The 23,703-nt window shown below is 63.1% G+C and carries 26 protein-coding genes; 8 read left to right on the plus strand and 18 right to left on the minus strand.

All coding sequences use genetic code 11. From position 1 onward, the window contains the following. Positions 1-42 precede the first annotated feature (42 nt). From HWX53_RS25340 to HWX53_RS25355, 4 genes are read left to right on the plus strand one after another with little or no spacing between them, the layout of a single operon-like run. Positions 43-747 carry a DUF3348 domain-containing protein gene (locus tag HWX53_RS25340; RefSeq protein WP_175946242.1) on the plus strand — a complete coding sequence of 235 codons (705 nt, stop codon included), beginning with the start codon at positions 43-45 and terminating at the stop codon, positions 745-747. A gap of 5 nt (positions 748-752) precedes the next feature. Next, positions 753-3,185 carry a DUF802 domain-containing protein gene (locus HWX53_RS25345; protein ID WP_175946008.1) on the plus strand — a complete coding sequence of 811 codons (2,433 nt, stop codon included), beginning with the start codon at positions 753-755 and terminating at the stop codon, positions 3,183-3,185. Then, a complete protein-coding gene (locus tag HWX53_RS25350; protein ID WP_175946010.1) occupies positions 3,182-3,829 on the plus strand; it encodes an OmpA family protein in 648 nt (215 codons plus the stop codon). The genes HWX53_RS25345 and HWX53_RS25350 overlap by 4 nt, the downstream gene beginning before the upstream one ends. Before the next feature lie 4 nt (positions 3,830-3,833). Beyond that, the gene (locus HWX53_RS25355) at positions 3,834-4,403 is read left to right on the plus strand and encodes a DUF2894 domain-containing protein (RefSeq protein ID WP_175946011.1); all 570 of its coding nucleotides are present in this window, start codon (positions 3,834-3,836) and stop codon (positions 4,401-4,403) included. On the opposite strand, the gene HWX53_RS25360 is transcribed toward HWX53_RS25355, so the two are convergent. The 8 genes from HWX53_RS25360 to HWX53_RS25390 form a co-directional block, all read right to left on the minus strand. Continuing rightward, positions 4,400-5,398 carry a transketolase family protein gene (locus HWX53_RS25360; RefSeq protein ID WP_175946012.1) on the minus strand — a complete coding sequence of 333 codons (999 nt, stop codon included), beginning with the start codon at positions 5,396-5,398 and terminating at the stop codon, positions 4,400-4,402. The two genes, HWX53_RS25355 and HWX53_RS25360, sit on opposite strands and share 4 nt — an antisense overlap. A 14-nt stretch (positions 5,399-5,412) precedes the next feature. Continuing rightward, positions 5,413-6,249, minus strand: a complete 837-nt coding sequence (locus HWX53_RS25365) for a transketolase (RefSeq protein ID WP_175946013.1) — start codon at positions 6,247-6,249, stop codon at positions 5,413-5,415. A gap of 32 nt (positions 6,250-6,281) precedes the next feature. Continuing rightward, entirely contained in the window at positions 6,282-7,610 is a 1,329-nt protein-coding gene (locus tag HWX53_RS25370; protein ID WP_175946014.1) for an MFS transporter, read from the minus strand. 84 nt (positions 7,611-7,694) lie between these two features. Further along, the gene (locus HWX53_RS25375) at positions 7,695-8,444 is read right to left on the minus strand and encodes a glucose 1-dehydrogenase (RefSeq protein WP_175946244.1); all 750 of its coding nucleotides are present in this window, start codon (positions 8,442-8,444) and stop codon (positions 7,695-7,697) included. Between the two features lie 93 nt (positions 8,445-8,537). Beyond that, positions 8,538-9,140 carry a peroxidase-related enzyme gene (locus HWX53_RS25380; protein ID WP_175946015.1) on the minus strand — a complete coding sequence of 201 codons (603 nt, stop codon included), beginning with the start codon at positions 9,138-9,140 and terminating at the stop codon, positions 8,538-8,540. A gap of 66 nt (positions 9,141-9,206) precedes the next feature. Further along, positions 9,207-9,530: a hypothetical protein gene (locus HWX53_RS25385; RefSeq protein ID WP_175946016.1), complete on the minus strand. Its 324-nt coding sequence runs from the start codon at positions 9,528-9,530 to the stop codon at positions 9,207-9,209. A 92-nt stretch (positions 9,531-9,622) separates the two neighbouring features. Beyond that, complete coding sequence (locus tag HWX53_RS27975) at positions 9,623-9,751, minus strand: hypothetical protein (protein ID WP_255751465.1); 129 nt, start codon at positions 9,749-9,751, stop codon at positions 9,623-9,625. 60 nt (positions 9,752-9,811) lie between these two features. Beyond that, positions 9,812-10,078 (minus strand): DUF6566 family protein, encoded by a 267-nt coding sequence (locus HWX53_RS25390; RefSeq protein ID WP_175946018.1) that lies wholly within the window; start codon positions 10,076-10,078, stop codon positions 9,812-9,814. Between the two features lie 110 nt (positions 10,079-10,188). Between HWX53_RS25390 and HWX53_RS25395 the strand changes: the two genes are divergently transcribed. After that, positions 10,189-10,500 carry a hypothetical protein gene (locus HWX53_RS25395; protein WP_175946019.1) on the plus strand — a complete coding sequence of 104 codons (312 nt, stop codon included), beginning with the start codon at positions 10,189-10,191 and terminating at the stop codon, positions 10,498-10,500. 3 nt (positions 10,501-10,503) lie between these two features. Here the strand turns inward: HWX53_RS25395 and HWX53_RS25400 are convergent, their stop codons facing one another. The 5 genes from HWX53_RS25400 to HWX53_RS25420 all read right to left on the minus strand — a co-directional run bounded on the left by HWX53_RS25400 (position 10,504) and on the right by HWX53_RS25420 (position 14,557). Continuing rightward, on the minus strand, positions 10,504-10,968 hold the full coding sequence (locus tag HWX53_RS25400) for a YaiI/YqxD family protein (protein ID WP_175946021.1): 465 nt from the start codon (positions 10,966-10,968) through the stop codon (positions 10,504-10,506). A 57-nt stretch (positions 10,969-11,025) separates the two neighbouring features. After that, entirely contained in the window at positions 11,026-11,283 is a 258-nt protein-coding gene (locus HWX53_RS25405; protein ID WP_175946024.1) for a hypothetical protein, read from the minus strand. A gap of 62 nt (positions 11,284-11,345) precedes the next feature. After that, entirely contained in the window at positions 11,346-11,558 is a 213-nt protein-coding gene (locus tag HWX53_RS25410) for a hypothetical protein (protein WP_175946026.1), read from the minus strand. A 40-nt stretch (positions 11,559-11,598) separates the two neighbouring features. After that, positions 11,599-14,235, minus strand: a complete 2,637-nt coding sequence (locus HWX53_RS25415) for a PAS domain-containing protein (RefSeq protein WP_175946035.1) — start codon at positions 14,233-14,235, stop codon at positions 11,599-11,601. Between the two features lie 148 nt (positions 14,236-14,383). Then, on the minus strand, positions 14,384-14,557 hold the full coding sequence (locus HWX53_RS25420; protein ID WP_175946037.1) for a hypothetical protein: 174 nt from the start codon (positions 14,555-14,557) through the stop codon (positions 14,384-14,386). Between the two features lie 140 nt (positions 14,558-14,697). Between HWX53_RS25420 and HWX53_RS25425 the strand changes: the two genes are divergently transcribed. Together HWX53_RS25425 and treA are read left to right on the plus strand one after the other, a co-directional pair. Further along, the gene (locus HWX53_RS25425) at positions 14,698-15,840 is read left to right on the plus strand and encodes an aldose epimerase family protein (RefSeq protein WP_175946039.1); all 1,143 of its coding nucleotides are present in this window, start codon (positions 14,698-14,700) and stop codon (positions 15,838-15,840) included. Between the two features lie 137 nt (positions 15,841-15,977). Then, positions 15,978-17,618, plus strand: a complete 1,641-nt coding sequence (treA, locus tag HWX53_RS25430; protein WP_175946046.1) for an alpha,alpha-trehalase TreA — start codon at positions 15,978-15,980, stop codon at positions 17,616-17,618. Between the two features lie 52 nt (positions 17,619-17,670). Here the strand turns inward: treA and HWX53_RS25435 are convergent, their stop codons facing one another. Both HWX53_RS25435 and HWX53_RS25440 read right to left on the minus strand, forming a co-directional pair. After that, a complete protein-coding gene (locus tag HWX53_RS25435; RefSeq protein ID WP_175946047.1) occupies positions 17,671-17,964 on the minus strand; it encodes a DUF1330 domain-containing protein in 294 nt (97 codons plus the stop codon). 166 nt (positions 17,965-18,130) lie between these two features. Further along, positions 18,131-19,012, minus strand: a complete 882-nt coding sequence (locus HWX53_RS25440) for an oxaloacetate decarboxylase (RefSeq protein WP_175946048.1) — start codon at positions 19,010-19,012, stop codon at positions 18,131-18,133. A gap of 141 nt (positions 19,013-19,153) precedes the next feature. On the opposite strand from HWX53_RS25440, the gene HWX53_RS25445 reads away from it, so the two are divergent. Next, the gene (locus tag HWX53_RS25445) at positions 19,154-20,302 is read left to right on the plus strand and encodes an alpha/beta fold hydrolase (protein ID WP_175946049.1); all 1,149 of its coding nucleotides are present in this window, start codon (positions 19,154-19,156) and stop codon (positions 20,300-20,302) included. 22 nt (positions 20,303-20,324) lie between these two features. Here HWX53_RS25445 and HWX53_RS25450 read toward each other — a convergent pair whose 3' ends face one another. The 3 genes from HWX53_RS25450 to HWX53_RS25460 form a co-directional block, all read right to left on the minus strand. Next, positions 20,325-21,698 carry a sigma-54 dependent transcriptional regulator gene (locus tag HWX53_RS25450; RefSeq protein WP_175946050.1) on the minus strand — a complete coding sequence of 458 codons (1,374 nt, stop codon included), beginning with the start codon at positions 21,696-21,698 and terminating at the stop codon, positions 20,325-20,327. Between the two features lie 275 nt (positions 21,699-21,973). Continuing rightward, positions 21,974-22,642 (minus strand): RraA family protein, encoded by a 669-nt coding sequence (locus HWX53_RS25455; protein WP_175946245.1) that lies wholly within the window; start codon positions 22,640-22,642, stop codon positions 21,974-21,976. Then, complete coding sequence (locus tag HWX53_RS25460) at positions 22,642-23,679, minus strand: amidohydrolase family protein (protein ID WP_175946051.1); 1,038 nt, start codon at positions 23,677-23,679, stop codon at positions 22,642-22,644. The genes HWX53_RS25455 and HWX53_RS25460 overlap by 1 nt, the downstream gene beginning before the upstream one ends. Between the last annotated feature and the right edge of the window lie 24 nt (positions 23,680-23,703).

Genomic DNA, 23,703 nt, shown 5'->3' on the forward strand with positions numbered 1-23,703 from the left:
GCCCGTCACCGTGTAAACTAACGGGTTTTTGCCTGCGGTGTTATCGTGCAAGCCCCCACGCGCACGGCGATCAGCGGGCCGGCGCTCGTGCGCCTGCTCGCGCGTTTCGCCGATCTCGATGTTCACGCACCCGGTTCCTCGCTGTCGGACCGTCTGAGCCAGTGGCTCGGCTGGACCGACGCGATCGCGTTGTCCACCGCGCTTAGCGGCGATCCGCCCGCCATTCCCGGCGTGCGATCCGCATCGGACGTGGAAGAAGCGGCCTGCGCGCGCGTGCGTGCGTCGCTCACCAGCGCCATCGTCGGCGACAAGGGCAACGCTCCGGGCGCTCACCGGCGACGCGCGCCGGTGCAGGCGCCGCCTCCTGACCTGGCCGTGGAGTACGCTGTCTACCGACAACGGTATCTGTCGCTGCAACAGGCGATGGAAGCCGAGATCGGCGCGCTGCGCGCCCGCGTGCGCGCGACGCTGGCGGCGAAGTCGACGCGCATGGCGCGTCTTGCCGTTGTCGATGCCGTGATGGAACAGGCGCTCGCCGCGCGCGAACGCGCGCTGCTGGCGCAAGCGCCGGCGCTCCTCGGCAAGCATTTCCAGCGCATGCGCAGCGCGCATCAGGCGTCTTCCGACGACGCATCCGCATGGCTCGGCGTCTTCGAACAGGACATGCAAAGCGTCCTGCGCGCCGAACTGCACGTACGTTTTCAACCGGTCGATGGTTTGCTCGCGGCATGTCAAACCGCTCACTGAACGCTATGCCCCGTTACCTTCTGAATGTAGCTGTCTTTCTCGTGGGCCTCCTGGCCGTCTGCGGTATCGCCATTGGTTATATCGGCTCGAATGCGCTCGCGCTCGTCGTCACGCTCGTGATCGGCGCGTGCTATCTCGTGGGCGCGTCGGAGTTGCAGCGCTATGAGCGAACGACGCGCGAGCTGGCCACGGCAGTCGGCGCATTGAACGCGACGCCTTCGAGCCTCGCGTCGTGGCTCGAACACGTGCCGGCGAGTCTGCGCAATGCGGTGCGTTCGCGCGTCGAAGGCGAACGCACTGTGTTGCCCGGTCCCGCGCTCGCGCCGTATCTCGCGGGCTTGCTCGTCTTGCTCGGCATGTTGGGCACGCTGCTCGGCATGGTCGCGACGCTGCGCGGCACAGGCGCTGCGCTCGAAAGCTCGACCGATCTCGCGGCTATCCGCGCATCGCTCGCCGCGCCGGTGACGGGCCTCGGCTTCGCATTCGGCACGTCGATAGCGGGCGTCGCGACCTCCGCGATGCTCGGGCTGCTTTCCACGCTATGCCGTCGCGAACGCCTGCACGTCACGCAACTGCTCGACATGAAGACCGCGACGACGCTGCGGCCCTTCACGCAGACGCATCAACGCGAAGCGACGTTCCGATTGCTTCAACGTCAGACCGAGATCATGCCGAAGCTCGTCGATCGTCTTCACGCGATGATGAGCGCCATCGAACAGCAGAGCGTCGCCGCGAACGAGCGGCAGTTGGCGAATCAGGCCGCGTTTCATGCGAACACGGAGACGGCGTACCGGCGCCTTGCCACCTCGGTGGAACTGTCGTTGAAGCAAAGCGTGGCCGATAGCGCGCGCGCGGCGAGCGCCGCATTACAGCCCGTGATGCAGGCGACGATGGACGGCATCGCACGCGAAACGAAGGCGTTGCACGGCAGCATCGAACAGGCTGTCGGGCGACAACTCGACGGCTTGTCGAACGGCTTCGAGGCGTCCGCGCAGAAGATCGCCGGTATCTGGGATCGCTCGCTGCAAGGGCATCAGGCGTCCAACGAGGCGCTCGTCGACAAGATGAATGCGTCGCTGGAACGCTTCGCGCAAGGCTTCGAGGAACGGTCTTCGACGCTGGTCCAAGACGTGTCGTCGCGCATGAAGCAGACAGCAGACGGACTCGACGCAACGCTTTCAAAACACGAAGAAGCGAGCGCGGCGCTCGTCGCGCAGACGGGTGCTTCGCTGGATCGTTTCGCGCACGCCGTGGACGAGCGCTCGCAGAATCTGGCCGCCGGCATCGCGACACATATCAATGGCGTGACGACCGAACTGCATGCTTGCGTCGAGAAGATCGCCGCCGCATTGAATGAGTCGGTCGTGAAGCACGAGCAGACGAGCGCGGCGCTCGCCACGCAGACAGGCGCTTCGCTCGATGGCTTCGCGAGCCGTTTCGAAACACGCGCGAGCGACTTGCTCGATGGAATTTCCTCGCGCCTCGACAGCACATCCGCTGGCATGTCGGACGCCTGGCGCAGCGCGCTTGCCGCGCAGCAGCAGGCGGGCGAGCAACTCGCCGCGCAGCATCGAGGCGCATTGAACGAGGCAACTGAACGCTTCGAAGCCCACTCCGCATCGCTTCTGAAGTCAGTCGATGAAGCCCATGCGAAGCTCGCCGCAGCGCTCGCATCGAACAACGATGCTCGCCTGAACGCGTGGACCGAAGCTCTCGGCGCGGTATCCACGACTTTGCGCGATGAATGGCAGCAGACGAGCACCTTCGTCGAGCGCCGTCAGCAGGAGATCTGCGACACGCTCGCGCGCACGGCGAGCGAGATGTCGGACGCGTCGCGCTCGCATGCGAACGGTCTCATCGCAGAGATCGAAAAGCTCATGCAGGCTGCATCGCAAGCGCCCAAGGCCGCGGCTGAAGTGGTCGCGGAAATGCGGCAGATGCTCTCCGATTCGATGGTGCGCGACACCGCCATGCTGGAGGAGCGCAGCCGCCTGCTCGCCACGCTGCACACGCTGCTCGATGCGGTGAATCTGGCGTCCACCGAGCAACGCACGGCCGTCGATGCGCTCATCTCCACGTCGGCGGACCTGCTCTCGCGCGTAGGCACGCAATTCAGCGACAAGATCGAAAGCGAAGGCGCGAAGATCAGCGCGGTGGCAGCGCAGGTCACTGGCAGCGCTGTCGAAATGGCGAGCCTCGGCGAAGCGTTGGGCGCGGCCGTCGAGTCCTTCGGCGCCGCGAACGAGACGCTCGTCACGCATCTGCAGCGCGTCGAAACGGCGCTCGACAAAACGCTCTCGCGCAGCGACGAGCAGCTTGCGTATTACGTCGCGCAGGCGCGAGAAGTCATCGACTTGAGCGTGATGTCGCAGAAACAGATCGTCGAAGACTTGCAACGCATTGCCGGACAGCGTGAGTTGGACGGAGCGCGCGCATGAACGAAGAACTCGACGGCGGCATCGAAAGCGCCGCGCCCATCTGGGCGGCTTTCGCGGACCTGATGTCGGTGCTTCTCGGCGCGTTCGTGCTGATACTCGTCGCGGTCATCGGCGTGCAGTTGCAGCTTTCCACCAAGCTCGAACAGGCCGTGAAAGAACGGCAACAGGAAGCGCAGCGGCGCAAGACGCTGGAACAGGCGCTCGCCGGACCGCTTGCGTCCGGGCGCGTCACGCTCGTGAACGGACGCATCGGCATCAGCGGCAACGTGTTGTTCGCGCTCAACTCGGATCAACTGCAACCGCAGGGACGTGATGTGCTCAAGAGCCTCGCCGGGCCGCTGTCCGCGTATCTCGGCACGCACGATCAGGTCCTGATGGTGAGCGGTTTCGCCGATGACCAGCAGGTTCGAGAAGGCAATCGCCGGTTCGCGGATAACTGGGAGCTGTCGGCCAAGCGCGCGTTGACCGTGACGCGCGCCTTAATCGATGCAGGCGTTGCGCCGTCATCGGTATTCGCGGCGGCCTTCGGTTCCGAGCAGCCCGTCAGTTCGAACGCCGACGACGAAGGCCGCGCGAAGAATCGCCGTGTCGAGATATCGGCTGTGCCGCGTCCGACGAACTCGCTGGTGAAGCCCCGTGGATGACGGCATGAATGCCCGCGCGATGCTCGACGCATGGCGCGCACGCGGCGAGCATTGCGTCAATCCCGTGCGTTATCGCTTCATCGAGGCGCTGGCGCGGCGCGCCATGACGCATGAAGGCGAGGCGAGACGCATCATCGACGCGCGCCTGTCATCGCTTTTGAACGACTACGCGGATACGGTCGCGCAGGCAGCCGCCCGACGAGCCGTTGCAGCGCATGCGCCGAAAGGACCGCTTGCCGCGTTGCTCGACGACATGGCGCGTCACGCGGCCACGCATCCGTCGCATGAAGAACTGCTGGAGTATTTGCGGGGCGTCTGGTCGAAAGTCAGCGCCGAGCGGCAGTTGCGGGAGTCGCAGCAGAAGGTGCCGAAGAACGCGGGTCCGCTCAATTCGAGCAGCCTCGTGCATCGTTCGCTTGCTTTGATGCGCGAGGCTTCGCCGGAATACTTGCAGCATTTCCTCGCGTACGTCGACACGCTTTCGTGGATGGAAGAGATGACAGCCGCGAACGCGCCTGCCGGAAAGGAAGCGCCGCGCGCGAGAAAGCCTGCGCGCGGCCGCAGCGTGCCCTAATCGAGCCAGCCCTTGAAGGTGCTCGCCATGACGTTCGTGGAGATGCCGTAGCGGTCGTGAAGGGTAGGCAAGGCGCCCGCATCGAGGAACGCATCGGGCAGCGCGATCTGTCTGAATGCCGGCGTCACGCCGGCGCTCAGCAGTGCGCACGCCACCGCTTCGCCCAGGCCGCCGATCACCGTGTGATTTTCCGCGACCACGACAAGCCGGCCCGAGCGCCGCGCTTCACAAATAATCGTATCAGTGTCGAGCGGCTTGATCGTCGGGACATGAAGCACGGCCACGTCGACGTTATCCGCTTCCAGCGCCTTCGCGGTTTCGAGCGCGCGCATCGTCAGTAGTCCGGATGAAACGACGAGTACGTCGGAACCGTCGCGCAACATCTTCGCTTTGCCGAGTTCGAAGCGATAGCCGTATTCATCGAGCACGGCGGGCACGTTGCCGCGCAAGAGGCGCGCATAGACCGGCCCCTTGTGCGCCGCGATGGCCGGCACCATCTGCTCGATGTCGAGCGCATCGCACGGGTCGATGACGGTCATGTTCGGCATCGCGCGCATCAACGCGAGGTCTTCGGCTGCCTGATGGCTCGGGCCGTAGCCCGTCGTGAGACCGGGCAGCGCGGCGACGATCTTCACGTCGAGATTGTCTTCCGCGATCGTCTGGTGAATGAAGTCATAGGCGCGGCGAGTCGCAAACACGGCATACGTCGTGACGAACGGCTGCGCGCCTTCATGCGCGAAGCCGGCGGCCGCGCCCATCAACAACTGCTCGGCCATGCCCATCTGGTAGTAACGCTCCGGAAATTCCTTGCCAAAGATATGCAGGTCGGTGTACTTGCCGAGATCGGCCGTCATGCCGATCACGTTCGACTTCGTGCGCGCCAGTTCGGCGAGCGCATGGCCGAACGGCGCGGAACGCGTGCTTTGTCCCTCGCTTGCGATCGAGGCGATCATCGCGGAGGTCTTCAAATGCGGCTTCTTTTCGATGGTGCTCATGCTGTTCTCCTTGCTTACCGGCTCGATTCGAGTGCTTCCAGCGCGAGTTGCCACTCGTGCGCGTCGACTCGTATGAAGTGATTCTTTTCGCGCTGTTCAAGGAACGGCACGCCGCAGCCCATCTTCGTATCGCATACGATGATGCGCGGCTTCGCTTCCTTCAGATTGCGCGCGTTGTCGAAGGCTTCCTTTACGGCGTCGATATCGTTGCCGTTCACGCGCTGCACGTACCAGCCGAACGCTTCGAGCTTCGGCACCAGCGGCTCGAAGGCCATAATCTGCGTCGACGGACCATCGGCTTGCTGATTGTTCACGTCGATCATCGCGATCAGGTTGTCGAGCTTCCAGTGCGCGGCGGACATCAAGCCTTCCCAGATCGCGCCTTCGTCGAGCTCGCCATCGGAGAAGAGCGTATAGACGAAAGACTTCGAGTTCTTGCGCTTCAGTCCGAGACAGCGGCCCACGGCAATGGTGAGACCCTGTCCGAGCGAGCCGCCCGACATTTCCATGCCGGGCGTATAGCTCGCCATGCCGGACATCGGCAGACGGCTGTCGTCGCTGCCATAAGTTTCGAGTTCTTCTTGCGGCAGAATGCCGGCTTCGAAGAGCGCTGCATACAGGGCAATCGCATAGTGACCGTTCGAAAGCAGAAAGCGGTCGCGCTCTTCCCATTCGGGATCTTCGGGGCGGTAGTTCATCGCGCCGAAGTAACTCACGGCCAATACATCGGCGATATCCAATGCCTGACCGATATAGCCCTGGCCCTGCACTTCGCCCATCAGAAGGGCGTTGCGGCGAATGCGATAGGCGCGCTCGGCGAGCGTCACCTCCTCGATAACGGGACTGCTCATGTTCGTCTCCTTGAGATGATGATGTGGTGTGCTTATCGATTGACGGTCTTGGCGGGCACGAGGAAAACCAGCGCCGCGCCCACGACCACCGCAGCCGAGATAAAGATCAGGCCCGCCGTGGACTTGCCCGTGAGATCGTTGAGCCAGCCGACGATGGCGGGCGAGAAGAAGCCCGCGAGATTGGCGAAGCAGTTGACTGCTGCGATGCCCGCCGCCGCCGACATTCCGCCGAGCACGGCAGTGGGCAGCGACCAGAACTGCGACGACGACGCGAGAATGCCCGCAGCGGCGACGCTCACGCAGACGATCGACGCGCCCACGCTGCCGAGCATCGGCAAGGTGGCGAAGCCGGCGGCGGAAACAAGCATGGGGATCGCGAGATGCAGACGGCGCTCGCGGTGCTTGTCGGCGCTCGCCCCGATCAGCGGCAGCGCGATGATGGCGCACAGATACGGAATCGCGGTGAAGATGCCGACCCACAGCGGGTCTGCGACGCCCGCACGACGCACGATAGTCGGCAGCCAGAACGTGAGGCCGTACTGACCGAGCACGACGCAGAAATAGATCGCGGCCATGAGCCACAGACGCCGGTCGCCGATGAACGAGCGGATCGACACGTGTTCGAGCTTCTGCGCGTTGTCCTTCTCGACATTGCGAGCGAGAAGTGTCTTTTCCGCATCGGTGAGCCACTTCGCGCTGGCAATGCCATTGTCGAGATAGAACAGAATCACGACGCCGAGCACGAGCGACGGCAATGCTTCGAGGATGAAGAGCCACTTCCATCCCGCGAGTCCGTGCGCGCCTTGCAGCGCATGCATGATGTAACCGGAGAGCGGCCCGCCGATGATGCCCGCGAGCGGAATCGCCATGAAGAACAACGACAACGCTTTGGCGCGGCGCGCGGCGGGGAACCAGTAAGTCAGATAAAGAATGACGCCCGGTGCAAAGCCAGCCTCCGCCACGCCGAGCAGGAAGCGCAGGATATAGAACATGGTCGGCGACTTCACGAACACGAAGCTCGCGGAGATGACGGCCCACGTCAGCATGATGCGAGCGAGCCAGTTGCGCGCGCCCACCTTGTGCAGTATTACGTTGCTCGGCACTTCGAAAAGGAAATAGCCGAGAAAGAAAATGCCTGCGCCGATCCCATAGATGGTTTCGGAAAAGCGCAAGTCATTGAGCATTTGCAGCTTCGCAAAGCCGACGTTGACGCGATCCAGATATGCGCCGAGATAGCACAGCATCAGAAAGGGAATGAGGCGGCGTCCGACCTTCGCATAGGTCTTTGCTTCGAAAGTGGCGGTGTCGGCCGACGACGAGATATCTGCCGCGAGCGGCGGCGCGGTGAAGCGAGGTTTCATGTTTGTCTCCTGCCATGACTCGTTACGCCCCGGTTAGTCCGAGTGCGCTGAATGCGCCCGCGCGTGAGGCGGGCGCACGCGACATCAATGAATCAGCATGCCGCCGTTGACGTCCAGCGTGACGCCCGTGAGATAGCTCGACAGATCGCTGGCGAGAAAGAGGCACGCATTCGCGATGTCGGCTGCATCGCCCAGACGGCCGAGCGGAATGCCTTTGATAATGTCCGCGCGCATCTCGGGCGTGAGCTTGTCGCCGGTAATGTCCGTCTGAATGAGGCCTGGCGTGATGGAATTCACGCGAATGCGATCGGCGCCGAATTCGCGCGCCATGGCACGCGCGAGGCCCAGAACGCCGGCCTTCGCTGCGCTGTAATGCGGTCCGCCGAAGATGCCGCCGCCGCGCTGCGCCGATACCGACGACATGCACACGATGCTGCCGCTCTGCTGCTTCCTCATCTGCCCGATGACTGCTTGCGACATGTAAAGCGTGCCGCGCAGATTGACGTCGATCACGGCGTCGAAATTCGCCGCGCTGATTTCGAGCGTCTTGATGGGTTGCGTGATGCCGGCGTTATTGATGAGCGCGTCGATGCGGCCGAATTTTTCGATGGTCGCGTTGGCGGCGGCGACGCATGCGTCCTTGTCGGTGACGTCGCATGCGAGGCCCAGGTGTTCTTCGCCGATATCGCGCGCGGCGCTTTGCGCGTCCGCTTCGCGCAGGTCCAGAATGACGACGCGCGCGCCTTGCGCGGCGAGCGCCTTTGCCGTCGCCTTGCCGATGCCACGCGCCGAAGCCGCGCCGGTCACGATCACTACACGATTGTCGAGCAACATTGCTGTCTCCATGGTTTGTTCGGTGTGGAGGCAGTTTCGTCGCGTTCGACGCAGCGATCAACGCGGTTCAGTTCAACTCATGCTGAGAAATTTTCAGGTATCGGCAGGATCGGGTTTACCCTTCGGCACGCGCCCCATGAGGTAGAACTCGTCGTTAGGCCGCATCGACGTGACATTCGCCATGCGGTTCGACAAGCCGAAGAACGCAGTGATGGCCGCGATGTCCCACACGTCTTCGTCGCTGAAGCCGTGTGCATGAAGCGCGGCGAAATCGGCATCATCCACTGCGCCGGCTTCGCGGCAGACCTTCAGCGCGAAATCGAGCATCGCCTTTTGACGCGGCGTGATGTCGGCCTTGCGATGATTCACCGCGATCTGGTCAGCCAGCAGCGCGTTCTTTTCATAGATGCGCAAAATTGCGCCGTGCGCGACGACGCAGTAAAGGCATTCGTTTACGCCGCTCGTCGCGACTACGATCATTTCGCGCTCGCCTTTGGTGAGGCCGCCTTCCTTGAGCATCAACGCGTCATGGTAGGCAAAGAACGCGCGGAACTCTTCGGGCCGGTGCGCAAGCGCAAGAAAGACGTTCGGAACGAAGCCCGCCTTGTCCTGCACTTCGCGTATGCGCTCGCGAATGTCGTCGGGCCATGCTTCAGGGTTCGGAACGGGAAAACGGCTGATGGGCAAGGTGGGCATGACGTCTCCGTTGGAGCCTCGAGCGGGCTCGTTGGCGAAGTATGCCGCAGCAAACGTAAGGGCGGTCTATTGACCTTGAGCGCCGCCGTTCGTCGTGGATGGCGCGCCGGGCTGATTGGTCGTGCTGCCGCTGCCGCTCCTCAGCATCGGCTGCATTCCGCCTGCGGAACCTTGTCCGGGCGATCGCATGCCGTCGCCTGCGCCGCCGGTGCCGCCACCCGGCGTGGGCGGCCGCATGGCGGACGCGGGGCCCTGGTCAGCGCCGCTGCGGCCTGCGGCCGACGTGTTCACCGAAGGTCCGGCGCCCGGGCTTCCGCTGCCGCTCCCGGCAGCCAGCACGGTGCCCGACACAGAGAGAGCCATTGCCGCGATCAATGCCCGCGCTTTCATGAGTCATGTCTCCTGCGAACGCATTAGATGCGATCCGCTCGCGCTGCTTTACGACGCCAGCGCGAGCGGACCTTTTGCACTACTCGACGCGATCACGGCTGGCGTTGGCCGCCCTGATGCATCGGCTGCTTCTGCTGATTCTGCTGCTGTTGGCCTTGCGCCTTCCCTTGGTCGTTACGCGGATTGGTCGGGTTCGAATTTCCGAGCTTGGACGATGGCATTGCTTCACTCCTTTGCAACGTGGTTATGGACTGACGATTACGCATACCGCGTTCCAGCGTCTAAAACTCGCGCTTCGTGCCGCCATCGGTATGTTGATCGTCGTGGCCGAGGCCATAACGTTCGATCAGACGATGAGCCCGCTCGACGCCCGCGCGCAAGGCTTCCGCGCGCGTCGCCCAGCTCGGCCCGGTCGGTTCGACATCCGGCAGGTCGGCAGGCGCCCCGTCGCGCAGGGCTGCGATCTGCGGCACCCAGTCGCCCGTATCGTTCTGCTGAATGGTCACCGTAACGTCGTAGCCTTTGAAGGAAAAACTCTCGCTCGTCATGTGTCCTCCGTGCTGATTGACTTGAATGGCAACTCAGCAGATCACGTGCCGTCGCAACGTGGTTTGCTTCTTGCTGGATATCTCACGCTAAGGAAAGACAGACCAAGAATATGAAAGCAACGATCGTCTCGCACGAAGTGCCGCCGCAAGCTTCGTCGGCCGAGATTCACCGGTTTCGTTTCAAGCTCGACGACGGAACAGCGCCGCCGCTGACTGAATCCATCTCGCTCAGAACGGCGCGCGTGATCGTCGACAACCTTCCGGACGGCAATGCGTTCATCAAGATGCTGCAGGCCATCGTGAAGACGCAACCGGACCATTACGATGCGCTCGTCGGCACCGAGTATCCCGATCATTTCAACAATAACGGAACCGACAAGCGCCGCACGACCGACCGCACAGACGAAGGTCCGCGCGCTTGAGTGTCACGGCGTCGGTTTGACGGCGCGCTGACGCGCGAGAAATTTGTCCAGTTGAGCGGCGAAATGTTTGCCGTCGCGCGGGCTATAAGGCGAGGGTCCGCCTGTCGCGACGCCCGTGCTGCGCAACTGGTCCATCATCGAGCGCATGGTCAGGCGTTCTTCGATATTGTCCGGACTGAACCATTCGCCGCGCGGGTCGAGGGCATGCGCGCCTTTGGCGAGCACCGCTGCTGCGAGCGGTATATCGGCGGTAATCACGAGATCGCCGGCTGCGGCCATCTCGACGATGCGCGCGTCCGCGACATCGAAACCCGAAGGCACCTGAACAGCCTTGATATAGGGCGAGGGCGGAGTGCGAAGGAACTGGTTGGCCACCAGCGTCACATTGATCGCTGCGCGCGGCCCCGCGCGAAACAGCATGTCTTTCACGACAGCGGGACAAGCGTCGGCATCGACGAGAATCTGCATGATGCGGTCGGGCAAATGGGCGAGCGCACATTATGCTGCATGCGCCCGCGCCGCTGCTTACGCTTCTGAATCCGGTTTGCTGCGCGGATGATCGCTGCTCGCAGCGGGATCGACATCGGGGTCGATATGATCGTCTTCCGGCGTATAAGGCCCCTGTTCGGGATGGTCCTTGCCTTTCGGAACGAGCGTCGGGTCCATGCTGCCATGTCCGCGCTGTTCGATCGTGCCGTCCGGCTTTTCTTTGACTTCGCCTTCGCCGATGGCCTCGCGGCGCTTGTCCGCGCGCTCGACCGGATCGGAGGGTTCAGGGTTCATCGCGTTGTCCTCGCAAGAGTGAGAAACGACGCTCGCGCGCCGTTTTCATAGCGTCTAAAGCGTCACTTGTCTGCGCTGCCGAGCTCGCCGTGCTTGTGCGAGTGCGTCGCGGCGTGGACGAGTTCATAATGCGCGCCCTTGCCGCTTCTCGTCGGCGGGAAGTGCTCGCCTTCCACGCACGTCACCTCGAATGCGGAGCCGCCGTCGCCTACTTTCACGACGCGATAGATTCCCGAGGTCTGTACTTTCTCACCGGGTTTGTGTTGCTCGGCCATGCGTGCCTCCTTCTGGTTGCGATGCCGTGCTAGCAAGCAATCAGCGTTCCGGGCGTCGAGTCACGGTGAGCGACGACAGCAGCTTGAGGAGGCTTTCCACATTGACCGGCTTCACGAAGTGATAGTCGAAGCCCGCCGATTGCGCGCGCAAGCGGTCGTCGGTCTGTCCGTAGCCTGTGATGGCGATGAGAAGCGGCGCGCTCTCGCCTTTGCGCCGCAGGCGTCGCGCGAGTTCGTAGCCGTCGATATCGGGCAAGCCGATGTCGAGCAACGCCACGTCCGCCTGAAACGGCGTGGCGGACAGCGCCTCTCCCGACGAATACGCCACGCGTGCAACGTGTCCTTCGGATTCGCATAGCATCGCGAGCGAATCGGCGGCATCGCGGTTATCGTCCACGACAAGAATGCGCAGCGCGGCATGCGTTTCCAGCGCACTGCTTTCGGAGAGCGCGAGCGCTGAGTGACGCTCGTGATGATGCAGACGCGGCAAGCGCACGTTGACGGTGGTGCCGAGCCCCGGTCCGGGGCTTTGAACCGTGATGGTCCCGTTATGCATCTCGACGAGCTTCTTGACGAGCGACAGCCCGATTCCGAGGCCGCCATTGGAGCGGTCCAGTGTGCGTTCGCCTTGCGAGAAGAGCTCGAATACCTTCGGCAACAGGTCGCCCGAGATTCCGGTGCCTGTATCGGCGATTACGATGGAAACCCAGTCCTGATCGGCGTCCACGCTCACCGAGATATCGCCGCCTTCCGGCGTGTACTTGCTCGCGTTGTTGAGCACATTGACGAGTATCTGCGAAAGCCGCGTGACGTCGCCGCATACCCATGTGGTTGCATCGGGGACATCGACCTGTATGTGCTGCCCGCGCGATTCGACCATGTTCGCGATCGCTTCCACCGCATGATAAACGGCGGTCCCGACCAGCACCGGCTCGCGCTGCAACGCGATGCGGCCCTGCGTGATGCGCGACACTTCGAGCAGATCATCGACGATGCGCGTCATGTGCTCGACTTGCCTGTTCATGAGTTCGACGAGGTCGTTCGTTTGCGACGACAAGTCCTCGTCCTTTTGTAACAGCGCGATAGCGGTGCGCAGCGGCGCGAGCGGATTGCGCAACTCATGCGCGAGCATGGCGAGAAATTCGTCCTTGCGGCGGCCCGATTCACGCAGGACCAGTTCCATCTGCTTGCGGTCGGTGATGTCGATCAGGCTGCCGATGATCCGCAGCGGCTTGCCGTCCTTGCTGCGCTGAAGCAATGCGCTGCCCTGCATCCACTGTTCGCCGTGCATGTTCTGCACGCGAAATTCGAATTGCTCGTGAGGATCGTCGCCGGAAGCGAGGCGTCGGACATAGCGGTCGAGAGCGGGGGCATCATCGGGATGAATGCGTGCGAGCGCCGCTTCGTAGGTGAGCGTCTCGGCCTGATCCGGCCGATGCTCGACGCTCGTTTCGAACAACATCGTCCAGTTCGCCAGTTCCAGCGAGACGATGTGAATCTTCGCAGCTTGCATCGCAACCGTGAGGCGCAGGCTGCGCGCTTCGATTGCCGCTTGCGCTTCGTATTGCGCCGTGACATCCGTTGTCGTGCCGAACCATTCCTGCAACTTGCCGTGCTCGTCGTACAGCGGGGCGGCGTGTGCCTGCACCATGCGATAAGAACCATCGCGGCGATACATGCGGAAGGTGAGCGTGCGCGGGCCGCCCTGGTGCAACGCTTCCAGCCATGCGCGATGCGTGCGCTCGCGGTCGTCCGGGTGAATGAAATCGAGCCAGCCCCAACGCGACAGCCGCTCGCGCCGCTCGCCGGTAAACATCTCCCATTCGCCGCCCGAAGGCCGGATTTCGCCGTTCGCATCAGCGGACCATACGAGCGCCCCGGTCGATTCTACGAGTGCGCGATAACGGCGTTCGCTCAGGCTCAGCCGCTCCACGTCGGCGCGTTGCTGACTGATGTCGAAGCTCACGCCGTGCACGCGCGTCAACACGCCTTGCGCGTCGAACTCCGGATTGCCGCGCATGCGCAGCCAGCGTCGCGAGGCAGGGTCGCCATTGCGATGACAGTCCAGCATGAAGTCGAATTCGAACGGGCCGCCATAACGCAGCGCATCGGCGAGCTTGCGTTGAAACGGCTCGCGATAATCGGGCGCAACGCGGTCCCATATCTCCGAGAGCATCACCGAATCGGTGCCGGGCGGAAACGCATAGAGGTCGGCGAGTTGCGCCGTCATGCGCACGACGCGCTCCTTCATGTCCCATTCCCACGCGCCCATGCGCGCGCCCGCGAAGGCCGCCTGCAGACGTCGCTCGCTTGCCTCGTACAGTTCCCAGGCGTGACGGCACTCGTGAATGTCGATCGCGACGCCTACTGTATCGCCGATTTTGCCGTCTTCGTCGCGGCGTGCCTGCAAGTGCAGCGTGTGCCAGCGAAACGCGCCGTCCGCGCGCAGAAGACGAACGTCGACGTTGCGAAGCAGCACGCCGTCGCGCATTTGCCTGAGCGCGTCGAGAACCGTGCGTTCGTCATCCGGATGAATGAAGGCTTTCCAGTGCCGTCCGGCCAAATCATCGGACGATAAGCCGAGATAGCGGGACGCCCACGGATTGGCATACTGAATGGTCCCGTCGCGCGCCGCGCGCCACACGAACGACGGCAGGAAGTGAGCAGGATCGTGCATGAGCGTCCTTGCTTCGGTTGAACGGCGACGTGTCTTATCGCCGGACGCAGCGCAGTGTCGGTGGTGGCGTTGCCTTCAACATTATACGAATGCCAAGGTGCTGAGGCAGGCGCAGAGCGCTGCGCTGCATCTGCGCGCTGCGAATCACTTAGCCATCCTCGCCGACGTCGTTCGGTTCGGGCAACGGCTTGCCCGCGCCTGTCGGCGGCGCGGGCTCGTTCGTCAGGTTCTGCTTCTGCTCGTCGCTCAGGCGGCGGTCCGCGGCGGTGGCGTCGTTGGGCGTTTGCTTCGGCGGAGTCGAACGTTCGGTCTCTTGTGTCATGGTGGGTTTTCCTCGGTCTTCGAATGGTGAGTGCATCCCCGACGGGTTGCATCGAACGTGCCCGCTATCGTTTTGACGATTCATGCGGGTATGGCCGATGCTTCGTCGGACATTTGCCTTCCATCCCGACATCCATTCCAATGAAACAGATTTCCCGAAGCGTTGCCGCGCTCTGCGCCGCTGCGGTGCCGTTTTTATCGAACGCGGCGACCATCACATCTTCGCCGTATGGCGCGACGCAGCAAGGCCAACAAGTCGTTCAATACACGCTGTCGAATGCGCGCGGCGTGTCGATGAGTTGCATCACCTATGGCGGCATCGTGACGCGAATCGACGTTCCGGACCGACGCGGGCGGCGCGCGGACATCGTGCTCGGCTTCGCATCGCTTGCCGACTATGAGCGATACAACGGCAACATCCACTTCGGCAGTCTGATTGGCCGCTATGCGAACCGCATCGCGCAAGGGCGCTTCACGCTCGACGGACACACGTATCAGTTGCCGATCAACGATCCGCCGAACACGCTGCACGGCGGTCCGCATAGCTTCGATGAGAAGGTCTGGACGGTCGTGCGCACGTTCCAGAACGCAAGCGGCGCGGGCGTGCAACTGCGTTACGTGAGCCCGGATAACGAGAACGGTTTTCCCGGGACGCTCACGGTCGACGTGACCTACACGCTCACCGACGACAACGAAGTGCGTATCGACTATCGCGCCAAAACAGATAAGCCGACCGTCGTGAATCTCACGAATCACAGCTATTTCAATCTGGCGGGCGAGGGCAGCGGCAGCGTCGAGAATCAACTCATCATGATCGCGGCCGCGAGCTATACGCCGACGCGCGCGGATTCGATTCCAACGGGCGAAGTGGCGTCCGTCGAAGGCACGCCGCTCGATCTGCGCGCGTTGACGCCGATCGGCGCGCGTCTGCGTTCGGCTTTCCCGCAACTGCGCTACGCACGCGGCTATGACAACAACTTCAAGCTGAACAAGAGCAGCCCGCATGAAGGCGAGCCCTCGTTCGCCGCGCGCGCGTATGACCCGGTGAGCGGGCGCGTGCTCGATCTCTATACGACGCAGCCGGGCTTGCAGTTCTACACCGCCAATGGGCTGGACGGCAGCGCGGTCGGGGTATCGGGCAATGCGTATCGTCAGACGGACGCGTTCGCGCTCGAGGCCGAGCACTTTCCCGATTCGCCCAATCATCCGTCGTTCCCGTCGACCGAACTCAGGCCCGGCGACGAGTATCACGAAGTGACCGTGTGGAAATTCGGCGTGCGCTAGACGCGCTTTTACTTCGGCCGCGCCGCCGGTTGCCACGACAGTGCCGTGCATGCGATGCTTCGCCCTGCTGCAGCTTCCAATTAAAACAGCGGCACGAGCGAGACCAGTCCGGTTCATCACCCTTCGAAGGAGTGAGCATGATCGTACTGTCGCGATATCGCATGACGCATGACGCGTCGCAGCACCATTCGTTGAACGCGCGCCGCCTGTTCGGCGCATGGGCCTTGCTCGGCGCGGCGAGCGTCGCTTATGCCGATGCCCAGAGCAGCTATGTCGTGCCGCCACCGCCTAGCGAACTGTATGGCGAACTCTTTATCGCAGTGCAAACGCAGAAGATTTATCCGGACCAGAAGACGTTCGTCGATGCGACGCCCAAGATCGACCCGGCGCAGATCAATCAGCTCTACGCGCAACAGCGTATGGTTCCCGGCTTCAGTCTTTCCGCATTCGTCGCGCAGTACTTCACGCCGCCGACCGACCAGGTCATCACGCCGCCGCCTAACCAGCCCTTGCGCGAGCATATCGACTGGCTCTGGCCGCAACTCACGCGCAACTCCGCGACCGTGCCGCCATACAGCACGCTGATTCCGATGCCGAAGCCCTACGTCGTGCCGGGCGGACGCTTCCGCGAAGGCTACTACTGGGACACCTATTTCACGATGTTGGGCCTTCAGGAAGCGGGCCGCGAAGATCTCGTCGATAACATGCTCGACAACTTCGCGTATCTGATCGATACCATCGGCCATATTCCGAACGGCAATCGCACGTACTATGTGAGCCGTTCGCAGCCGCCGTTCTTCTCCTACATGGTGGAGCTTGCCGCGCATAAGGAAGGCGGACGCGTGTACCAGAAGTATCTGCCGCAACTGCGCCGCGAATATCACTACTGGATGAAGGGCGCGCATTCGCTGCAACCCGGCGAGGCCGTGCGCAATGTCGTGATGCTGCCCGATCACACCGTGCTCAATCGCTATTGGGACGAACGCGACACGCCGCGCGACGAGTCGTATCTGGAAGACGTTCAGACTGCCCGGCTCGTGACGAACCGTCCCGCGAACGAGGTGTATCGCGATCTGCGCGCGGCAGCGGAAAGCGGCTGGGATTTCAGTTCGCGATGGTTCGGCGATAACCAGACGCTTGCCACCATCCGCACGACGTCCATCATTCCGGTCGATCTGAACAGCCTGATGTTCCATCTGGAGACGACCATCGCGCGCGGTTGCGGCGAGGCGCGTGACTTCGGTTGCGTCGCGGAGTTCGTCGGCAAGGCGGCGAAGCGTGCCATCGGCATCAACCGGTATCTGTGGAATAACAACGGCTACTACGGCGACTACGACTGGCAGCTCTGTCAGCCGCGCAACAACCCCTCGGCGGCGATGCTTTATCCGTTGTTCGCAGGGGCGGCTTGGCCCGAGCGCGCGCACGCCACGGCGCGCACGGTGGAAACGTTATTGCTGAAGCCGGGCGGCCTGACGACGACGACCTTCAATACCGCACAGCAATGGGATGCCCCGAACGGCTGGGCGCCGCTGCAGTGGATAGCGGTCGAGAGCTTGCGGCGCTATGGCCGCGGCGATCTCGCGCAGCAGATCGGCACGCGCTTTCTTTCCGACGTGAACCATGTCTATGCGACGCAGCAGAAGCTCGTCGAGAAGTATGTCGTGGAAGGGGCGGGGACAGGCGGTGGCGGGGGCGGAGAGTATCCGCTACAGGACGGCTTCGGATGGACCAATGGCGTGACCTTGCGTCTGCTCGATCTCTACGCGCCGGGTCAATGAACGCTTGAGCGGGCGATGGCGGCGCGAGCACGCCGCCATCGGCTCACCGTACTTACGCGATGCCTTCGACCACGCGGAAGTCGCGTTCGCATGCATCGCCCAGCACTCTCAGCGCTTCTTGATATTTCTCGCCGTTGAACGTGGCGAGCGCCTGATCGAGCGAGTCGAATTCGACAAGCACCGTGCGTTCCGCAATGCCCGCGCCGTGCACCGTCGATGCCACGCCGCGAACCAGCACGCGGCCGCCGCCTTCCTGGATCGCGACCGTTGCGAGCTTCGAATACTCAGCAACCTGATCGGGCTTCGCAATCTTGCGGTATGCGCTGACCCAATAGCCTTTTGCCATCTGCAATCTCCTGATTTTCGTTGAGCGCCATGCGCCATGAGGCGAATGCAACGCGTCTGCAACCCGTCTGCAACGCATGCATTCCTGCGTAGGCGAGCATAGCAAAGATTCGCTCATGCCTTGTGCTCTCGTCGCGTTCCTTTTATCTGCGCACATCCGCAGAGACTTACTCCGCTGCGTACTTGCGGTCGAGTTCATCGAAGAGAGGCTTCTTCACGAGCCGTTGACGCTCGGAGAACGGCGCGACCACAGCCGGATCTTCGTCCAGCTTGCCTTGTTGCTTCAGCGCGGTCAGCGCGGTCTGCATGCCGCGCACGGCGCTCTGCAACGCGGCGTTCGCGTAGAGCACGAGACTGAAGCCGAGGTTCTGCAAGTCGTCGCGGCTCGTGACAGGCGTCTTGCCGCCGATCACGATATTGATGAGTTGCGGCGCGGCGACGAGCCGGGTCAAGGATGCGATCTGCTCCTGCGTTTCGATCGCTTCGATAAAGAGAATATCGGCACCTGCCTCGACGAACTGGTTCGCGCGTTCGATCGCGGCATCGAAGCCATGCACCGCGCAGGCGTCCGTGCGCGCGATGATCTGCAGATTCTCGTCCTCGCGCGCGTCCACGGCGGCGCGAATCTTGCCGAGCATCTCGCTCGTCGAGATCACGCTCTTGCCCGCGAAATGGCCGCATTTCTTCGGCATGACCTGATCTTCCAGTTGAATGGCATCCGCGCCGGCGCGCTCCAGCGTGCGTACCGTATGGCGCACGTTGAGCGCGTTGCCGAAGCCCGTGTCCGCATCGACGACGAGCGGCAAGTCCACTGCATCGCGAATGCGATTCGTATGCTCGGCGATTTCCGCAAGTCCCATGAATCCGAGGTCCGGCATGCCGAGGGACATGTTGGTGACGCCCGCGCCGGTGATGTAGATCGCCTCGAAGCCGAGGTCCGCGATGAGGCTCGCGCTCATCGCGTTGAATGCGCCGGGCAGGAGCAGACCACGGCGGGCATTCACGAGTTCGCGAAAGGCGGCGCGGCGGCGGGAAGTAGAGGTTGTCATGGCTGAAGAATCCCGGAAGTAGACGTAAGGCGTCGAGGCGAGCGTGGAAAGTCGCCTCATAAGCCGCCATGTTAAAGCGTGCAGCGCCTCGGCGCTTGCGGGAAATGGCATCATGTGGGCTCTCGCAGAAAGGAGCCGCGCATGAGTGAAACGCTGCCGGATATGCCCTTGCCCGATGGCGTGCGCGCGCGCATGGTCGATAACGGCAACGGCCTGTCGATGTATATGCTGGAAGCGGGGTATGAGACGCCGGACGCGCCGTGCATCGTGTTGCTGCACGGCTTTCCCGAACTGGCCTATAGCTGGCGCAAGGTCATGAAGCCGATTGCGGATGCCGGCTATCACGTCATCGCGCCTGACCAGCGAGGCTATGGCAGAACCGGCGGGGCGGACACGCGCTTCGACGCCGATCTCGCCGATTACGCGATGCCGAACCTCGTCCTCGATACCCTGGGCCTCGTTTTCGCGCTGGGGCATCGGTCCGCTGCGGCTGTCGTGGGACACGATTTCGGCTCGCCCGTGGCGGCCTGGTGCGCGCTGACGAGGCCCGACGTCTTCCGCTCTGTCGTCATGATGAGCGCGCCGTTTGCAGGACCGCCTCGCTTCGCGTTCGACGAACCGGCCTCGCCCACGATGACCGATGCCATGAACGAACTGGCCTCGCTCGATCCGCCGCGCAAGCACTATCAACGCTACTTCACGGAGCCGCAGGCCAACGACGATATGCGGCACGCGCCGCAGGGCCTTGCCGATTTTCTGCGCGCGTACTGGCATGTCAAGAGCGCGGACTGGTCCGGCAACCGGCCGCATCCGCTTGTCGCGCCCGTCGTCGAAGAACTCGCCTTGCTGCCCGCTTATTACGTGATGGACGCGGACAAGACCATGCCGCAGACGGTCGCGCAAGCCATGCCGTCCGCGGAAGAAGTCGCATCGTGCGCGTGGCTCGACGACGCCGAACTGCACGTTTATGCGAGCGAATTCGCGCGAACGGGATTTCAGGGCGGATTGAACTGGTACCGCGCGAGCAACGACGCAGTGCAGAACGCGCGCTTGCGCCTTTGGGCGAGGCGCACGATCGACGTGCCCGCGTGCTTCATCGCGGGAAGCAGCGACTGGGGCTGTTATCAGCGCCCGGGCGATTTCGAAGCCATGCGCCAGTACGCCTGCACGAATTTTCGCGCGGCGCATTTCATCGAAGGCGCGGGGCACCGGGTGCAGCAGGAGCAGGCGCGAACCGTGGTGAGCCGCATTCTCCGGTTCCTGCGGCAGGACGCCCCGCCGCCCTTCTGAACATGCGCGTCGCCGTGCGGCTTTAAGCGCTCGATACCTGCAACGTGCGCTCTTCTTTCGCGCGCAGCCCGTAGGCCGTGAGCAGCCGATACAGCGTGACGCGCGAGATGCCGAGCTCGTCGGCGGCTTCGCCGAGCCGTCCGCGATGCCGCAAGAGCGCCACCTCGATGGCCTGCCGCTCGGCCGCTTCGCGCGCCTGCGCAAGCGTGGTCGGCGCGGCTTCCACGTAGTCGCCGAGTTCGAGATCGCTCGCGAGAATCTGCCGACCTTCGCTCATGACGATGGCGCGCCTCACGCGATTGATGAGCTCGCGCACGTTGCCGGGCCAGGCGTAGTTGTGAAGCGCGGCAATGGCGCAGGGCGAGAATCCGCGCAAGCGTCGGCTCGCATCGCGCCTGAAGCGTTCGAGCATGTGGTTGGCGAGCAGCTCGATGTCCTTGCCGCGTACGCGCAACGGCGGCTCGTCGATCTGCAAGACGCATAGACGGTGGTACAGGTCCGCGCGAAAGCGTCCTTCGAGCATCGCGGTTTGCATGTCGACGTGCGTGGCCGAAATGATGCGCACGTCCACCGCCGTCGACGTCTGCCCGCCAAGGCGCTCGATCTTGCGTTCCTGAAGAAAGCGCAGCAGGCTCGCCTGACTTTCCAGCGGCAGATCGCCGATTTCATCCAGAAAGAGGGTGCCGCCGTCCGCCGCTTCGACGCGGCCGATCTTGCGCTGGTTCGCGCCGGTGAACGCGCCGCGTTCGTAGCCGAAGAGCTCGGACTGCAAGAGATGCGGCGGAATCGCACCGCAGTTGATTGCAACGAACGGCTGGTCGCGCCGCGCCGAACGCGCGTGAATGGCGAGCGCCGTCAGTTCCTTGCCCGTGCCCGATTCGCCCGAGATGAAGACCGGCGCATCGGTCATGGCAACCTTGCGGATGGAGCGATACAGGGCCTGCATCGCTTCGCAGGTGCCGACCATCCCGACTTCCTGGCCATCGGTCTTGTAGGCATCGTTGGAGGCCGCGTCGTGCAGCGAGACCATGCCGTATGCATGGCCCACCGCATCGACGATGCGGTCCGATGCCGACGGCAGCGTCACGTAGTCGAAGCAGTAATCGCGGATCAGGCGGGAAATATCGGGATTTTCCGCATGATCCGGGTCGACGGTCGCGACCCAGCCGATGCGTTGACTCGAAAGTAATCCGACGAGCGCGGCCGTGTCCTCGGCATAGCCACGGCGCGTCAGATCGATGATGCCTGCCGCGGCCCGCTTGTCGTGCTTGGCGGGTTTAGGCGGCTTGGCAGGCGTCACGTATTCGATGGCCCAGCCACGCGCATGTAGACGTTCGGTCAGATCGTCCGACGCTGCGCGTCCTGCAAAGTAAAGTGTTCTCGATTCCCCGTACATAGCTTTCTCTCAGCATCTATTTGTATGTAGGCACAGTATGCCTTCGACATTACCGAGCGAAAAAGCCGCGCAAACGATAACCTGATTTTGATTATTTGAATGGCTTCGCGTGCAACGATTAAGAAAGCTTGAGCATATTTTGCAAGGCGACCGTCAGTCTGGCCTGCGAACTGTCGTGCGAATTCGGCCCGAGGTGCGCCGCGCAAAGGCGGGCGGCGCGTCGAGAACCGGGCGCTTTTACTGATGACTTCAGATACCTATGCGCAGTCACTCGACTAGACCTTCATCGCCCGCTCGATCTGGCCGTTCACCCACGACCGGTCGAACGCGCCCTCGGAGATCGAACGCAACGCCTGCGCCTCCTTGATTCCTTGAGCGCGGGCGCCTTGAAGCACGTCTTGCGCGTCGGCTTGGGCGATGGCGAGCACGCCGTCTTCATCGCCGACGACGATATCGCCCGGATGCACCACCATGCCGCCGACGGTGGCGGGCACATTGATCTCGCCGGGGCCGTTCTTGTACGGCCCGCGATGCGTGACGCCGCGCGCGTACACCGGAAAGTCGCGGGCGCGCAGCGAAGCGACATCGCGTATCGCGCCGTCGATGACCAGACCCCGGACGCCGATACTTTCCGCGTAGCTGGCCATGATGTCGCCCATGAGCGCCTGATGCAGGTCGCCTCCGCCGTCGATCACGAGCACGTCGCCGGGGCGACAGAAATCGAATGCGGCATGAATCGCGAGGTTGTCGCCGGGACGCGTGCGCACGGTCACCGCCGTGCCCGCCATGACGCGCGGCCGATGGTAAGGCACGAGGCCAACCGTCCCCGACGCGCGCGCCATGTTGTCCGACAAGAGCGATACGGCAAGCGACGCGAGCGCGTCGAGCAACTCGGCGCTCGCTTGCGGCGCGGACGGATTGTGCCGCCATCCGGGACGATTCATCATGCGACTCCTTGTATTGATGTGTGCTGTTCGAGCCGGGCGGCAAGGCGCGGATACACGGCGCGCGCATTGCCTTCGAAGATGCGTTGCCTGTTGTCGTCGCTGAGCCAGCGAATGCCGTCGATATAGCGGCGCGTGTCGTCGAAGTGATGGCCTGTCTCGGGATCGATGCCTTGCACGGCGCCGATGGTTTCGGAAGCGAAGAGAATGTTCTTCGCGGGTATCACGCGCGCAAGCAGTTCGGCGCCGGGCTGGTGATAGACGCAGGTATCGAAGAACACGTTGTTGAGCAGGTAGTCGGACAGAAGCGGGCGCTTCATGTCCTGCGCGAGCCCGCGATAGCGTCCCCAGTGATATGGCACCGCGCCGCCGCCATGCGGAATGACGAGCTTGAGCGTGGGGAAATCGGCGAACAGGTCTGCGGTGAGTAGTTGCATGAAGACGGACGTGTCGCCGTTGATGTAATGCGCGCCCGTTGCATGGAAGTTCGGGTTGCACGACGAGGACACGTGAATCATCGCGGGCACGTCCAGCTCGACCAGCGCTTCGTAGAGCGGGTACCAATAACGGTCCGTCATCGGCGGACCGGACCAGTGACCGCCCGACGGGTCCGGATTGAGATTGCAGCCGATAAAGCCCAACTCTTCGACACAGCGCCGCAATTCGGGAATGCAGTTCCTCGGATCGACGCCCGGTGCTTGCGGCAACTGACACACGCCGATGAAATGCTGCGGAAACAACGACACGACGCGATGAATCAGGTCATTGCATTCGCTCGACCATGCCGCGTTGGCCTGTGCATCGCCCAGGTGATGGCCCATGCCGGCGGCGCGCGGAGAGAAGATCGTCAGGTCGATGCCGCGCTCCTGTTGCACCCTGAGTTGCGCATTGCCGATGGTCTCGCGGATCTGATCGTCGCTGATACGCGGGCGGGGCGGCACCGGCGTGCCGTCGGCGAGCGCCTGTATCTGGCGCGCTCGCCAGGCCTCGTGTTCCGGCGGCGAAGTGGTGTAGTGACCGTGACAGTCGATAATCATGGATGGCTCGTGTAAGTATCGTGG

The organism is Caballeronia sp. BCC1704 (assembly GCF_902833455.1).
In the GTDB taxonomy this organism is placed as follows: domain Bacteria; phylum Pseudomonadota; class Gammaproteobacteria; order Burkholderiales; family Burkholderiaceae; genus Caballeronia.